General features: G+C 70.2%; 14 protein-coding genes and 1 pseudogene. All 15 read left to right on the top strand.

Annotation, left to right across the window (positions count from 1 at the left end; all coding sequences use genetic code 11):
- Positions 1-22: 22 nt before the first annotated feature.
- Positions 23-1,540: a phage tail sheath family protein gene (locus ACVCMC_RS11400; RefSeq protein ID WP_447097375.1), complete on the top strand. Its 1,518-nt coding sequence runs from the start codon at positions 23-25 to the stop codon at positions 1,538-1,540.
- A 10-nt stretch (positions 1,541-1,550) separates the two neighbouring features.
- Positions 1,551-2,078 carry a phage tail protein gene (locus ACVCMC_RS11395; RefSeq protein ID WP_447097374.1) on the top strand — a complete coding sequence of 176 codons (528 nt, stop codon included), beginning with the start codon at positions 1,551-1,553 and terminating at the stop codon, positions 2,076-2,078.
- Positions 2,079-2,083: 5 nt separating this feature from the next.
- Complete coding sequence (locus ACVCMC_RS11390) at positions 2,084-2,821, top strand: T4 family baseplate hub assembly chaperone (protein WP_447097373.1); 738 nt, start codon at positions 2,084-2,086, stop codon at positions 2,819-2,821.
- Positions 2,818-3,564: a hypothetical protein gene (locus ACVCMC_RS11385; protein ID WP_447097372.1), complete on the top strand. Its 747-nt coding sequence runs from the start codon at positions 2,818-2,820 to the stop codon at positions 3,562-3,564. The genes ACVCMC_RS11390 and ACVCMC_RS11385 overlap by 4 nt, the downstream gene beginning before the upstream one ends.
- Positions 3,561-4,805, top strand: a complete 1,245-nt coding sequence (locus tag ACVCMC_RS11380; RefSeq protein ID WP_447097371.1) for a DUF4255 domain-containing protein — start codon at positions 3,561-3,563, stop codon at positions 4,803-4,805. The genes ACVCMC_RS11385 and ACVCMC_RS11380 overlap by 4 nt, the downstream gene beginning before the upstream one ends.
- Positions 4,802-6,952 carry an ATP-binding protein gene (locus ACVCMC_RS11375; protein ID WP_447097370.1) on the top strand — a complete coding sequence of 717 codons (2,151 nt, stop codon included), beginning with the start codon at positions 4,802-4,804 and terminating at the stop codon, positions 6,950-6,952. The genes ACVCMC_RS11380 and ACVCMC_RS11375 overlap by 4 nt, the downstream gene beginning before the upstream one ends.
- Positions 6,949-7,236, top strand: coding sequence for a hypothetical protein (locus ACVCMC_RS11370; protein WP_447097369.1), 288 nt, complete (start codon positions 6,949-6,951; stop codon positions 7,234-7,236). The genes ACVCMC_RS11375 and ACVCMC_RS11370 overlap by 4 nt, the downstream gene beginning before the upstream one ends.
- A 1-nt stretch (position 7,237) precedes the next feature.
- A complete protein-coding gene (locus ACVCMC_RS11365; RefSeq protein ID WP_447097368.1) occupies positions 7,238-8,059 on the top strand; it encodes a hypothetical protein in 822 nt (273 codons plus the stop codon).
- Between the two features lie 13 nt (positions 8,060-8,072).
- Positions 8,073-10,187, top strand: a complete 2,115-nt coding sequence (locus ACVCMC_RS11360; RefSeq protein WP_447097367.1) for an eCIS core domain-containing protein — start codon at positions 8,073-8,075, stop codon at positions 10,185-10,187.
- A 52-nt stretch (positions 10,188-10,239) separates the two neighbouring features.
- Complete coding sequence (locus tag ACVCMC_RS11355) at positions 10,240-10,896, top strand: hypothetical protein (protein WP_447097366.1); 657 nt, start codon at positions 10,240-10,242, stop codon at positions 10,894-10,896.
- A gap of 22 nt (positions 10,897-10,918) precedes the next feature.
- Positions 10,919-11,002 (top strand): annotated as a pseudogene (locus tag ACVCMC_RS11350) (peptidoglycan-binding protein); the annotation flags it as partial.
- Positions 11,003-11,047: 45 nt separating this feature from the next.
- Positions 11,048-11,533, top strand: coding sequence for a M15 family metallopeptidase (locus ACVCMC_RS11345; protein ID WP_447099491.1), 486 nt, complete (start codon positions 11,048-11,050; stop codon positions 11,531-11,533).
- 42 nt (positions 11,534-11,575) lie between these two features.
- Positions 11,576-11,896, top strand: coding sequence for a LysM domain-containing protein (locus ACVCMC_RS11340; RefSeq protein ID WP_447097365.1), 321 nt, complete (start codon positions 11,576-11,578; stop codon positions 11,894-11,896).
- Positions 11,889-13,025: a hypothetical protein gene (locus ACVCMC_RS11335; RefSeq protein ID WP_447097364.1), complete on the top strand. Its 1,137-nt coding sequence runs from the start codon at positions 11,889-11,891 to the stop codon at positions 13,023-13,025. Before ACVCMC_RS11340 ends, ACVCMC_RS11335 begins: the two co-directional genes overlap by 8 nt.
- On the top strand, positions 13,022-13,528 hold the full coding sequence (locus tag ACVCMC_RS11330; protein ID WP_447097363.1) for a phage baseplate assembly protein V: 507 nt from the start codon (positions 13,022-13,024) through the stop codon (positions 13,526-13,528). Before ACVCMC_RS11335 ends, ACVCMC_RS11330 begins: the two co-directional genes overlap by 4 nt.
- The last annotated feature ends 8 nt before the right edge of the window (positions 13,529-13,536 follow it).

Genomic DNA, 13,536 nt, shown 5'->3' with positions numbered 1-13,536 from the left:
TCACTTTCGGAGGACCGATCCCATGCCATCTGCGCTCACCTATCCGGGCGTCTACATCGAGGAAATTCCCAGCGGCGTGCGCACCATCACGGGGGTGGCCACGTCGATCGCGGCGTTCGCCGGCTGGGCGCCGCGCGGGCCGACCGGGCGCGCCGCCCTGGTGCTCGGCTACGCCGACTTCGCGCGCCAGTTCGGCGGCATCGACAGCCGCAGCCTGCTCGACTACGCGGTCAACCAGTTCTTCGCCAACGGCGGCCAGCAGGCTTACATCGTGCGCCTGGTCGACGCCAGCGCGAAGGCGGCCAAGGTCACCCTCGACGGCAAGCTGCTGCTTGCCGCGAGCAGCGAAGGTCTCTGGGCCAACGACTTCGCCGTGGTCATCCGGAAGTCGAGCTTCGACGCCAGCCGGTTCCGCCTGAGCGTGGTGAACTGGCAGCTCGACCCTGCCGGCGTGGCGGTGGAGACGTTCGACAACCTGTCGATGAAGGCCGACGACGCCCGCTTCGTCACCAGCGTGCTGGCCGCGCAGTCCGCCTACGTCACGGCTGCGGTGCAGGGTGGAGCCACCGATCCGCCCGCGGATACCGCGGCCGGCAACATTCCCGACGGCGCGAAGCTGGCCGGCGGCGCCGACGGCACGGTGCTGGCGCCGAACGACCCCGCGTTCGAGACCGCGCTGCTGCCGCTGTCCGGCACCGGTGGTCTGTACCAGCTCGATCGCGTCGACCTGTTCAACCTGCTGTGCGTGCCCGGCGAAACCGGTACCGGCACGATCTCCGCCTTGCAGAAATTCTGCCGCGATCGCCGCGCGTTCCTGATCGCCGACAGCGCCGATGGCACCACCTTCGACACGCAGAAGGACGGCCCCGGCGACATCACCGGCGACGACGCGATCAACGCCGCGTTCTACTACCCGTGGATCATCGCCGCCGATCCGCTGCAGCAAAACCGGCCGCGCGCGTTCCCGCCCAGCGGCTTCGTGGCCGGCATCTACGCGCGCACCGACGCAGCGCGCGGCGTGTGGAAGGCGCCCGCCGGCAGCGAGGCCAGCGTGACCGGCGCGCTCGGCGTCGGCACCGTGCTCACCGATGGCGAGAACGGCGTGCTCAATCCGCGGGCGATCAACTGCATCCGCAACTTCCCGGTCTACGGCACCGTGGTGTGGGGCGCACGCACCCTGCAGGGCAACGACGAACGCGGCTCGGAGTGGAAGTACGTGCCGGTGCGGCGCACCGCACTGTTCATCGAGGAGAGCCTGTATCGCGGCACCCAGTGGGTGGTGTTCGAGCCGAACGACGAACCGCTGTGGTCGCAGATCCGCCTCAACGTGGGCGCCTTCATGCAGAACCTGTTCCGCCAGGGCGCGTTCCAGGGCAAGACGCCGAACGACGCGTACTTCGTGAAGTGCGACAAGGAAACCACCACGCAGAACGACATCAACCTCGGCATCGTCAACATCGTGGTCGGCTTCGCGCCGCTCAAGCCCGCCGAGTTCGTGGTCATCCAGCTGCAGCAGATGGCCGGCCAGATCCAGTCTTGAGGAAACCACCATGGCTCAGTTCAGCGTCAATGCGCAGCGCTTCGATCCGTACAAGAACTTCAAGTTCCGGGTGAAGTGGGATGGCCGCTACGTGGCCGGCATCAGCAAGGTGTCGGGCCTGAAGCGCACCACCGAGGTGGTCAAGCACCGCGAGGGCGGCGACCCCAGCAGTACGCGCAAGTCGCCGGGGCGCACCGAGTACGAGGCGATCACCATCGAGCGCGGCGTCACCCACGACACCGAGTTCGAGAAGTGGGCGAACAAGGTGTGGAACTTCGGCGCCGGGCTCGGCGCGGAAGTCTCGCTGAAGGACTTCCGCAAGGACCTGATCCTCGAGGTCTACAACGAGGCCGGCCAGCTCGCGCTCGCCTACAAGCTGTACCGCTGCTGGGTCTCGGAGTACCAGGCGATGCCCGACCTGGACGCGAACGCGAACGCGGTGGCGATCCAGCACCTGAAGCTGGAGAACGAGGGCTGGGAGCGCGACGTCGGTGTGTCGGAGCCGGCCGAGCCGAGCTTCACCGTACCCGCCGGCTGAGCGCCATGCACACGCCCACGCCCGCGCAGCTGCTGCAGGTCTGGGAACGCGGGGGCGAGCCGTCCGCCGCGGCACGCGGACTGTTGCTGCTTGGCTGCAGCTGCGACGACGAAGCTTCTGTCGATGCACTGGCGGCGATGCCGCTGGGTCGGCGCGACGCGCGGCTGCTCAAGTTGCGCGAGCGCCTGTTCGGCGCCGCGATCGACGCGGTGGCGGCGTGCCCGCAATGCGCGGCCACGGTCGAGGCGACGTTCCGCTGCGATGACCTGCGGCTGCCGGATGCGGACGCCGCCGCCTCCACGCTGGAGCACGCCGCGCACGGCATCCGCGTGCAGTTCCGCCTGCCCGACAGCCGCGACCTGCTGGCGCTGGAAAGCTGCGGCGATGGCGGGGCCGCGCGTGCGCTGCTGCTCGAACGTTGCGTGCTCGCCGTGCAGCATGGCGGCGAATCGCTTGAGCCTCGCGGTTTGCCGCACGAGCTGCAGGCACAGATCGCGCAGGCGATGGCGCAGGCCGATCCGCAAGCCGACCTGCAACTGGCCTTCCGCTGCCCGGACTGCGGCCACGAATGGCAGCCGCTGTTCGATATCGCGCGCTTCCTGTGGCAGGAGCTGCACGCCTGGGCGCTGCACATGCTGCGCGAGGTGGACACGCTGGCCGCCAGTTACCACTGGGCGGAGGCCGACATCCTCGCGCTGAGCCCCCGCCGCCGCCAGGCCTACCTGGAGCTGTGCGCGCCATGAGCGATTTTCTCGACCGGCTGGCGGCACGCGCGATCGGCAGCGGGGCGGCGCTGGCGCCACGGCTGCCGTCGCTGTTCGAACCGCTGCAGCGCGCGCCGGTCACGCCGCCGGCCGACGAGAGCGAGGCGCTCGCGCGCGCTCGCGAGGCGAGCCCGGCAGTGCCGCCAGTGCCGGATGTCGCACCGCCACCGCGCGCGCCGACCCATGCGCGCGAGTCGATCGAGCCACGTGCCGCCCGCGTCGCGCCGGTGGAGCACCCGGCGTTGCCGACGACGGCAGGCACCGCCGCCGATGTACCGCACGCGCCGATGCCGTCGCCACCGCGCGCGGCCTCGCCGGTGCGCGCCATCGGCGCCGAACAGGCCAGCACGCCGCCCACGCCGGAACGTCCGGCGGTCACTTCCTCGTTCGCCTTCCCGCGCCCGCCGCGCGTGGCGCGCACTCGCCGGGAAGCCGCATCGACGCCCGCACCGAACGGCGTCTTGCTGCCTGCACCAGCACCGGTGTTTGCCGCGACCGGTGCGACATCCACGCGATCCGAACGCGCCGTCGCCGCGCGGGCCGCCGCCGCGCGAGCCGAAGGCAAGGCCGATGCAGCGCGCGAGCCGGTGGTACACGTCAGCATCGGCCGGCTCGAAGTGCGCGCCACGCCGGCGGCTGCCGCGCCGCCGCGTCGTCGCGACGGCCCGCAGCCGGGCAGCCTCGACGACTACCTGCGCCAGCGCGGCAAGGCCTCGCCATGAGCAACGTGCTGGCCATCGCCGCGACCACGCGCACGCTGCGCAACCTGCTGCTGGCGCAGATGCCCGTGCTGGATGCGGAACTGAGCGACCTGGAGGTGACCCTGCAGCCGCCCGACGTGGCGCGCAAGGGGATCAGCAAGGCGCAGCTCAACCTGTTCCTGTACCAAGTGGTGGCCAACGCGGCCTGGCGCAACCTCGACCTGCCGGGGCAAGTGCGTCCCGGCGAGACCGCGCCGCCGCCGCTCGCGCTGAACCTGCATTACGTGATCACCGCCTGGGGCCGCGGCGAGAACGACAACGACGCGCTCAGCCACCGCGTGCTGGCCGCCGCGATGAGCACCCTGCACGACCGCGGCGTGCTCGACGGCAACGACATCCGCAACGCGCTGCCGGACAACGACCTGGCCGGCCAGATCGAGCGCGTGCGCGTCACCCCGCTGCCGCAGAGTGTGGACCAGCTGTCCCGGCTGTGGACCGCGTTCCAGACCAACTACCGCGCCTCGGCCGTCTACGAGGCGGCGGTGGTGCTGATCGACAGCCAGGCGGCGATGCGTGCGCCGCTGCCGGTGCTGCGGCGCGGCGCGCAGGACCGCGGCGTGATCGCCACCGCGTCCGCCGCCGCGGTGCTGGATGCGCTCGACTACCCGCGCCATCAGGCTGCCGTGCGCCTTGGCGAGGACATCGTGCTGAACGGGCGCCAGCTCGCGACGGATCACGCGCTGGCCCGCTTCAGCAGCCTGCGCCTGGACGCACCGATCGATATCGCGCCGCGACCCGGCGACGCGGCCGGCAGCTTGCGCGTGCATCTCGCCGACACCGCCGACGATGCCGATGCCGTCGCGCGCTGGACGCCGGGCATCTACACCGTGGCCCTGTTGGTGCAGTCGCCGGGACTGCCGCCGCTGCTCAGCAACGAGCTGCCGCTGGTGCTGGCGCCGCGCATCACGCTCGGCTCGCTCGCCGCCGCGGCCGGCGACTTCGCCTTGAACCTGACCTGCACCCCGCGCATCCGCGACGGCCAGCGCGTGTTCCTGCTGTTCGGCGATCGCCTGCTGGCGCCGGCCAGCCTCGGCAACCCGGCCGACACGCACCAGCCGACCGCACTGGTCTTCCAGCTCACCGGCGTGGCCGCGGGCAGGTACACCGTGCGCCTGCGCGTGGACGGCGCCGACAGCATCCCGGTCGACTTCAGCGGCAGCGTGCCCGCGTTCGCCGCGGACCAGCAGGTGGTCGTGTCATGAACGACTACGCGCCGTGGCTGGAAGCGAACGACCGCTACCTCGCCGGTGCGCTGGCCGAGCTGCGCGCGCGGCTGGAACGCGCCGCGCAGCGGCACGACACGCCGCCGGCCGCACCGGCGGCGGCCACCGCGCTGATGGAATCCGCGCCGGCGGTGAGCGCGCCGGCCGGGCCCAAGCATTCCTGGGTCGCGCGGATCTTCAGCGGCCAGCACGCACCGCCGCCGCTCGCAGCGGCGGCTGCCGACGAACCGCCCGCCGCCCGACCGCTCGTCGCCGCGGTGCCGGACGACGGCGTGGCCGCTGCCGCACCGGACGACGACGAGGGCGGCCACACCCCGGCGCTGGCCGTGCTCGCGAACCGCCTCGGCCTGTCCACGTTCGAGCGCGACGTGCTCCTGCTGTGCGTCGGCATGGAACTGGACACGCGTTTCCCCGCGCTGTGCGCGCAGGCCCAGCACGATCCGGCGCGGCCGTATCCCACCTTCGCGCTGGCCTTCGCCGTGCTCGATGCGCCGAGCTGGGACGCGCTGTCGCCGCAGCGGCCGTTGCGCTACTGGCGCCTGCTCGACATCCACCAGCCCGGTGCGCAGCCGCTGATCGGCGCGGCGCTGAGTGCCGACGAGCGCGTGGTGAATTTCGTCAAGGGCATGAACTACCTGGACGACCGGCTGACGCCGCTGCTCACCGCCTTGCCGCCGGCCACGCTGCCGCCGTCGCAGCAGGCGATCGCCGATCAGCTGCTGGACAGCCTGCACCACGTGCCGCCGGGCGAGCCGCTGCCGCTGGTGCAACTGCTCGGCAGCGACAGCGTCAGCAAGCAGGCGATCGCGCAGGCCATCGCCGCCGCGTTTGGCGCGCAGGCCTATCGCTTGTCGGCGGAGCTGCTGCCGGCCGCGGTCGCCGAACAGGAAACCCTGCTGCGGCTGTGGCAGCGCGAGAGCCAGCTGCTGCCGCTGGCGCTGTACCTCGACGCGGCCGAGGTCGAACACGGCGACGCCACTGCCGCATGGGTCAAGCGTTTCCTCGCGCGCACCGGCGGGCTCGCCTTCGTCGACGCGCGCGAGCCGTGGGCGGGTGCGGCCACGCAGGCGCTCAGCGTCGACGTGGCCAAGCCCACCGCCATCGAGCAACGTTCGCTGTGGCAGCGCCTGCTCGGCGACGCCGCCGGCGCGCAGCCGCAGCAGCTGGCCGGCCACTTCGATTTCAACCTGGGCAGGATCGAGCAGATCGCACACGCTGCGCTGGCAGCGGCCGAGGACAAGCCCGCCGCGCTGGCGCCGACGCTGTGGCAGGGCGCACTGGCGCATACGCGACCGGCATTGGATCAACTCGCCCAGCGGATCGAGCCGAAGGCCGGCTGGGACGACCTGAAACTGCCCGACAGCGAGAAGGCCCTGCTGCGCCAGATCGCCGACCAGGTTGCCCAGCGCACCACCGTCTACGACGACTGGGGTTTCCGCCAGCGGATGAATCGCGGGCTGTCGATCAGCGCGCTGTTCACCGGCGAGAGCGGCACCGGCAAGACCATGGCGGCGGAAGTGCTGGCGCAGGAACTCGGCCTGTCGCTGTACCGCATCGACCTGTCGGCGGTGGTCAGCAAGTACATCGGCGAGACCGAGAAGAACCTGCGCAAGCTGTTCGACGCGGCCGAGGGCGGCGGCGCGATCCTGTTCTTCGACGAGGCCGACGCGCTGTTCGGCAAGCGCAGCGAAGTGAAGGACAGCCACGACCGCTACGCCAACATCGAGGTGAACTACCTGCTGCAGCGGCTGGAGTCGTTCCGCGGGCTGGCGATCCTGGCCACCAACATGAAGGGCGCGCTGGACAGCGCGTTCCTGCGCCGGCTGCGCTTCGTCATCAACTTCCCGTTCCCCGGCACGGCCGAACGCCGCGCGATCTGGGCCTCGGTGTTCCCGGCGCAGGCGGCGGTGGGCGCGCTGGACTTCGACCGGCTGGCGCGGCTCGCACTCACCGGCGGCAGCATCCAGGGCATCGCGCTCAACGCGGCATTCATGGCGGCCAAGGCTGGCGTGTCGATCGGCATGCCGCTGCTGCTGGATGCCGTGCGCACCGAATACCGCAAGCTGGACAAGCCGATCAACGAAGCGGACTTCCGCTGGCTGGAAAGCGCCGGAGGCAAGCCGTGAGCATCGAGCTGCACATCGAGCGGCTGGTGCTGGACGAGGCGCTGCTCGGCGGCGAACGCGCGGGCAACGTGCGTGCCGCGCTCGAAGGCGAGCTGGCCCGCTTGCTGACGCGGCCAGGCGCGGTCGACGCGCTGCGCGGTCTCGGCGCCGTGGCCACGCTGCCGCCGGCGAGGCTGCCGACTGCCAGCGATCCGCACGAGCGCCTCGGCCCGCGCATCGCCACGGCGGTGCAGCACGGCCTCGGCATCACGCCCGCCGCGCGCGTCGCGGGCAAGGAGCATTGACATGAAAGCGATCCCCAAACCCCGTCCCGACGGCATCGTGCGTTTCGGCAAACGGAAGGCCAGACGCGACGACCGCAACCTGATGTTTGCCGCCTTGCTGAAGGCGCCGCCCGTGCTGCCGGCCGAGTACGACTTCGACGTCGTGCACCACGGCATCCCCACGCCGATGTTCGGCAACGACCAGTACGGCGACTGCGTGATCGCCGGCCGCGCGCACCAGACCCTGCGCTTCGAGAAGGCCGAACAGAACAAGCTGATCGCGATCAGCGACAAGGACGTGCTGCACGAATACTTCGGCGAAACCGGTGGAGCGGACAGCGGCCTGGTCGTGCTCGATTCGCTGAAGAAGTGGCGCAGCAAGGGCTGGCTCGCCGCGAAGCGGCGCTACAGGATCAAGGCCTTCGCGCAGATCGACCAGGGCAAGCGCAGCGAGGTCAAGCGCGCGGTGTTCATGGATATCGGCGTCGGCCTCGGCTTCAGCCTGCCCGACGCGGCGCTGACCCAGTTCTATGCCGGCAAGCCGTGGGCCGTGGTAAGCGGCAAGGCCGGCCAGCCGAACCCGCGCAACGGCCACTACGTCTACGTGCCCGGCTACACGAAGAGCGGCCCGGTCTGCGTCACCTGGGGCCGCAAGCAGCAGATGAGCTGGGCCTTCCTCGTCAAGTACTGCGACGAAGCCTACGCGGTCATCGACGCGATCGACACCGCGAAGAAGAAGCGCGGACTGGATGCGGGCAAGCTCGACGCCTTCCTCGCCGGGTTGCGCAAGACGAAGCGGGCGGCGAAGAGGGCGGCTGCGCGCACCGGAGGCGGACGTGGCTGAGCGCAGCGCCAGCATGGCGGCGGCGCAGGTGGCCCCGGCAACCGCCTTCGTGCTGCAGCGGAAGTGCGGCTGTGGCCGGCATGTGCCGGGCGGCGGAACGTGCGCCGAATGCGCCCGCAAGCGCCATCCCTTGCAACGCAAGGCCGGGCCATCCCTCGCGTCCGGCACCCAGGCACCGGACGCGGTGCTGGCCGTGTTGCGTTCGCCCGGAACGCCGCTCGATCCGGCCGCCCGCCAGTACATGGAGCCGCGGTTCGGCCGCGATTTCTCCGCGATACGCGTGCATGCCGACGACAGTGCGGCGGCTTCGGCCAGGGCCGTGGGCGCGCTGGCATACACCGTGGGGCAGCACATCGTGTTTGCCGAGGGGCAGCTCGCCCCGCGCTCCGCCGCGGGGCGCCGCCTGCTGGCGCACGAGCTGACGCATACCCTCCAGCAGGGCACGTCACCGGCGTCGTTGAGTCCCCGGCTCGCCGTCGGTGCGGTGGATTCGAGCGCCGAAATCGAGGCGGATCGCGTTGCCGACCGGGTGGTGACCGGTGCCGCCGTGCCAGCCGTACGCGCCGCGCCTTCCGCCGCCTTGCAGCGCCGGCCCGGACCGACGCTGGCCGACACGCCGGATGTCGCCGACGCCGAACCGGATTTCAAATCGCCGCAACTGCGAGGCGGTCGCGGGCGTGCTGCCAGCGTCGATGGCGGAAAGCGTGGCGACGACCAGGTCGTCATTCGCATCATCCGCTATCTGTGTGCCTGCGCCGGAAGCAACGTCACGCGCACGAGGGCATCCGCGCAGCTGACCCCGAATCCCGGCGTGACGCTGGAGATCTGCAGCGGCAAGGTCACCGCGCGGGTCACTGGCGACATCGTTCCCAAGACTCTCACGACGGGTACGGCGAAGGTCGGCGTGGACGTCAACGTCGCAGGCAACGTGAATGTCGGCGTGCAGGGGCAGGTGCAGAACACCGGCAAGGAACCGCAGGCCGGCGGTTCGGCGGATGTCCGCGTCAAGCTGCCGAACGGCGGCCAGATCGGCGGCAGCGGGGGAGTCCTGAAGGGAACGCAGTCGGGAAAACTGGACATACAGGCGGGGGCCGGCTACGAAACGCCGGGTGGCACCAGGATCGGCGTTCAAGTAACCGATACGCCGGGCGGCCCCTTCACGATCACCGGTGGCGTGGGCGGAAATCTTCCCGGCCAAACCGTCAGCGACCAGACCTGCCGCGAATGCCGCTGCCCGGTTTCCTACCAGTGCTACGAGGACATTCCACCGCGCGATGTCCAGGAGCCGGTCACCGTGGATGTCGTGCAGCGTGGCCGGTTGCGCTACTACTTCAGTCTGGACAGCGACCGCGACACGCTTGATCCGCAGTTGAAGGGAGAGTCGAAGCACACCCTCGATGAGGTAGCGCAGCAGGTCGCGGCGGGAAGCCAGGTCAATTCCATCAGTGGCTATGCCTCGCCGGAAGACAACCGCGAAAAGCCCGAGCCGAACCAGAAGCTCTCGCTGTCGCGCGCACGGCGCCTGCGCGACCTGCTGGCCCAACGGCTCGGCCCGCGCGTCCCGCTGCCGGCGCCGATGGCCGGTGGCGAACTGCTCGGTCGCGTGCCGACGATCGCGCCGGGCAGCAGCCTTGCCGACGCCCTGCGCGACGTGGGCTTCGGCGATGCGGAAGACGTCACCCAGTTCCTAGTCGGCGGCGACATCCCCAACCCCCGGCTTGCCGATCAGTTCCTTGGCCTGCTCGATCGCGTCACCGACCCGGGTGAGCGGTTGAAGCTGTTCGGCGTGGCCGCCGATTCACCGGCGGCACCGAAGCTGCTGGCCGCGATCGAACAATTCCGCAGGAACCGGGGCCGGGGGCGTCGCCCATGGGAAGGCATCTTCGGCTACCTGCGCTACGCGACGGTCGAACTCGACACCACGCACAAGGAACAACGCATGGAGCAGCACCGGACCAGTGGCTCGCTCACCCCCATGAACGAGGCGGCCTGCAAGCCCCATTCGCGCCAGGCGGAGGACGCGGGCAAGTTCGGCCCGGCCGAGAGGGAGCCGGACAGGAATGCCGATTGTCCCCTGGGCGAACCACGCAACCAGCCGGAGACCGCAAAGCAATGCAACTACGACTGACTCTGCATGGGCCGGGCCGGCTGGACCGCTTGCCTGGCTGCGGCGGCCAGCCATGAGCACCTTCCCCGGCTCCCCGCGCATTCTCAAGGGCGGCATCGTGCTGATCGACGCGGCCAGCTCGGCGGTGCTGCGGGTGATAGCGCTGCAGTACAACCCCGATTCGCTCACGCGCTCGCTGCAGGTGCAGGCGGTCAGCGCGGATGGCGGCGATCGTTCCGAGGTGCTGCGCCTGAAGGGGCCGCCGGTGGAGACGCTGAAGCTGGAGGCGGAGATCGACGCCACCGACCAGCTGGAATTTCCGGAGCAGAACGGCGGGGTCGCCGAGTCCGGCATCTTCGCCCAGCTGGCGGCACTGGAAACCATGGTCTACCCGCGCAGCGGGCAACTGCGCGCGAACGATGTGCTGGCGCAGATCGGCACGCTGGAGATCGTGCCGATGGAGACGCCGCTGGCGCTGTTCGTGTGGAGCAAGTCGCGCATCCTGCCGGTGCGCGTCACCGAGTTCGGCGTCACCGAGGAAGCGTTCGACGCCGCGCTGAACCCGATCCGCGCCAAGGTCAGCCTGGGCTTGCGCGTGCTGTCGGTGAACGACGTGCCCTCCGGGCACAAGGCCGCCAGCCTGTTCATGAGCTACCTGCAGCAGAAGGAGCGCCTGGCCGGCGGCGCGGGCGGCCAGCTGTCCGCGCTCGGCTTGAGCGGCGTGCCGTGAATACCCCGCGAACACATCGGAGAGCGACATGCGTATCGAGGAAATGATTGCCGCCGTACAGCAGGCCCTCGGCGTGGAGGTGGACGGCAAGGCCGGCCCGCAGACCTGGGGCGCGATCTACGCGCGGCTGGTGGACAAGAAGATCGATCAGATGAAGCCGGCCGAAGCCGTTTCGCCGGTGGACGATCGCAGCGAGAAGGTGATCGCCACGCTGCTGCCGCAGGTACGCCCGATTGCGCGCGCCCTGGTGCAGAAGGCGGCTGCTGCGGGCATCAGCATCCGCGTGATCAGCGGCTTGCGCAGCTACGAGGAGCAGGCGGCGTTGTATGCGCAGGGGCGCACGGCGCCGGGGAAGAAGGTGACCAACGCCCGCGCCGGCTACTCCAACCACAACTTCGGCATCGCCTTCGACATCGGCGTGTTCGAGGGCAACCGCTACCTGCCGGAGTCGCCGAAGTACAAGGCCGTCGGCGCGCTGGGCATGGACCTGGGCCTGGAGTGGGGCGGCAACTGGAAAACCATCGTCGACCAGCCGCACTTCCAGTTGCGACCCGCCTGGGCGGCGGACGAAAGCGAACAGCAGATGCTGGCCGAGCTGCGATCCCGGAGGGATCGCGGCGAGGCGGTGTACGCCTGACGGAACCGGGTCGATCGACACGCCCGCGACGGAGAAGCCTCCATGACCTCGAATTTCCCGCCCACCAGCCGCTACGCGCTGACGCCCACGACCAGCCTCGTGCGCGCCGACGGCAGCATGGTGACGTACCTGAAGCGCCGCTTCGTGCCGCCGCCGGAAAGCCTCGCCCTGCTGCAGTGGCATCGCGTGGTGCAGGGCGAGCGGCTGGACAACATCGCGGCGAAGTACCTGGGCGATCCCGAACAGTTCTGGCGGCTGTGCGACGCGAACCGCGCGCTGCGCCCGGACGAGCTGACCGGGACGATCGGGAAAGAGCTGCGCATCACCTTGCCCGAAGGCATCCCGGGGGTGCCGCATGCTTGAAGGCGTGCACCTGACGCTGTTGGTCGGCCCGGTGGTGCCGGTGCCGGTGCCGCAGCTCGTGCTGGATGCGCTCACCCGGGTCGAGGTGAACGCGCCGGACGAGGCGGCCGGTGCGTTCACCCTGCAGTTCACGCTGAGCGTGCAGTCGCCGCTGCACACGCTGTTCCTGCTCTCGGGTGGCGGCGTGGTGCCGCTGCTGCGGGTGATCGTGGTGGTCACCGTGAACGGCATGCCGCAGGTGCTGATCGACGGCGTGGTGACCCGCACCGAAGTGGTGCCCGGCGCGGACCAGCGCCACACCACCTTGCAGGTCACCGGCGACGACCTCACCACGGTGATGACCAAGCTCGAATTCTCCGGCCTGCCCGGGGTGCCGTACCCGGCGATGCCGGCCGAGGCGATCGTGGCGCTGCTGCTGGCGAAATACGCCTTCCTCGGCATCGTGCCGCTGGTGATCCCCAGCATCGCGATGGACGTGCCGATCCCGACCAACCGCATCCCGACCCAGCAGGGCAGCGACCTGGAGTACATCCGCCTGCTGGCCGAGCGCGTGGGCTACGTGTTCTATCTCGATCCCGGTCCGGCGCCGGGCATGAGCATCGCGTACTGGGGGCCCAAGGTGAAGGTGGGCGTGCCGCAGCCGGCGCTGAACGCGGACATGGACGCGGCCAGCAACGTCGACGAGCTGAGCTTCAGCTACAACGGCAACGCGCGGCAGTTGCCGGTCGTCTACATCCAGAACGAGCAGACCAAGGTGCCGCTGCCGATTCCGATCCCGGATGTCGGCCCGCTGAATCCGCCGCTGGGGCTGGTCGATCCGCCGCCGCAGCAGTTCCGACCGCTGGACGAGACCGCGAAGTATTCGCCGCAGCGCGCGATGCTGCTGGGCATGGCCGAGGCGGCAAAATCGGCCGACACCGTCACCGGCCGTGGCAGCCTCGACGTGGTGCGTTACGGCCGCGTGCTGAAGTCGCGCCAGCTGGTCGGCGTGCGCGGCGTGGGGCCCGCATTCGACGGCCTGCACTACGTCAGCCAGGTGCGTCACACGATCAGGCGCGGCGAGTACAAGCAGAGCTTCGAGCTGTCGCGCAAGGGACTGGTCTCCGCCGTGCCGCTGGTGCTGCCATGAACAAGTTCTTCGGCAAGTACCGCGGCACCGTGATCCAGAACGTGGACCCGGAACAGCGCGGCCGCATCCAGGCGATGGTGCCGGACGTGTCCGGGCTGATCCCGTCGAGCTGGGCGATGCCGTGCGTGCCGATCGCCGGCAAGCAGAGCGGCGTGTACGTGGTGCCGCAGATCGGCGCCGGCGTGTGGATCGAGTTCGAACAGGGCGATCCGGATTATCCGGTATGGGTCGGCGGCTTCTGGGGCAGCGCGGCGGAAGTGCCCGCGCTGGCCTTGGCCGGCAATCCGGCCAGCCCGAGCGTGGTGCTGCAGTCGGGTCTGCAGAACACCATCTCGATCAGCGACGTGCCGGGGCCGGCCGGCGGCATCCTGATCAAGAGCGTCACCGGCGCGATGATCATGGTCAACGAGGTCGGCATCACGATCTCCAACGGCCAGGGCGCCACCATCGTGCTCGCGGGGCCGACGGTGACGGTGAACAACGGCGCATTGGTTGTGACCTAGGGAGATGC

This window comes from Rhodanobacter sp. UC4452_H20, assembly GCF_052978205.1.
This window is presented reverse-complemented; position numbering and strand designations above follow the sequence as displayed.

Coding starts and splice junctions, on each gene's coding strand:
- ACVCMC_RS11400 (WP_447097375.1), top strand. CDS start 23: ATGCCATCTGCGCTCACCTATCCGGGCGTCTACATCGAGGAAATTCCC.
- ACVCMC_RS11395 (WP_447097374.1), top strand. CDS start 1,551: ATGGCTCAGTTCAGCGTCAATGCGCAGCGCTTCGATCCGTACAAGAAC.
- ACVCMC_RS11390 (WP_447097373.1), top strand. CDS start 2,084: ATGCACACGCCCACGCCCGCGCAGCTGCTGCAGGTCTGGGAACGCGGG.
- ACVCMC_RS11385 (WP_447097372.1), top strand. CDS start 2,818: ATGAGCGATTTTCTCGACCGGCTGGCGGCACGCGCGATCGGCAGCGGG.
- ACVCMC_RS11380 (WP_447097371.1), top strand. CDS start 3,561: ATGAGCAACGTGCTGGCCATCGCCGCGACCACGCGCACGCTGCGCAAC.
- ACVCMC_RS11375 (WP_447097370.1), top strand. CDS start 4,802: ATGAACGACTACGCGCCGTGGCTGGAAGCGAACGACCGCTACCTCGCC.
- ACVCMC_RS11365 (WP_447097368.1), top strand. CDS start 7,238: ATGAAAGCGATCCCCAAACCCCGTCCCGACGGCATCGTGCGTTTCGGC.
- ACVCMC_RS11360 (WP_447097367.1), top strand. CDS start 8,073: ATGGCGGCGGCGCAGGTGGCCCCGGCAACCGCCTTCGTGCTGCAGCGG.
- ACVCMC_RS11355 (WP_447097366.1), top strand. CDS start 10,240: ATGAGCACCTTCCCCGGCTCCCCGCGCATTCTCAAGGGCGGCATCGTG.
- ACVCMC_RS11345 (WP_447099491.1), top strand. CDS start 11,048: ATGAAGCCGGCCGAAGCCGTTTCGCCGGTGGACGATCGCAGCGAGAAG.
- ACVCMC_RS11340 (WP_447097365.1), top strand. CDS start 11,576: ATGACCTCGAATTTCCCGCCCACCAGCCGCTACGCGCTGACGCCCACG.
- ACVCMC_RS11335 (WP_447097364.1), top strand. CDS start 11,889: ATGCTTGAAGGCGTGCACCTGACGCTGTTGGTCGGCCCGGTGGTGCCG.
- ACVCMC_RS11330 (WP_447097363.1), top strand. CDS start 13,022: ATGAACAAGTTCTTCGGCAAGTACCGCGGCACCGTGATCCAGAACGTG.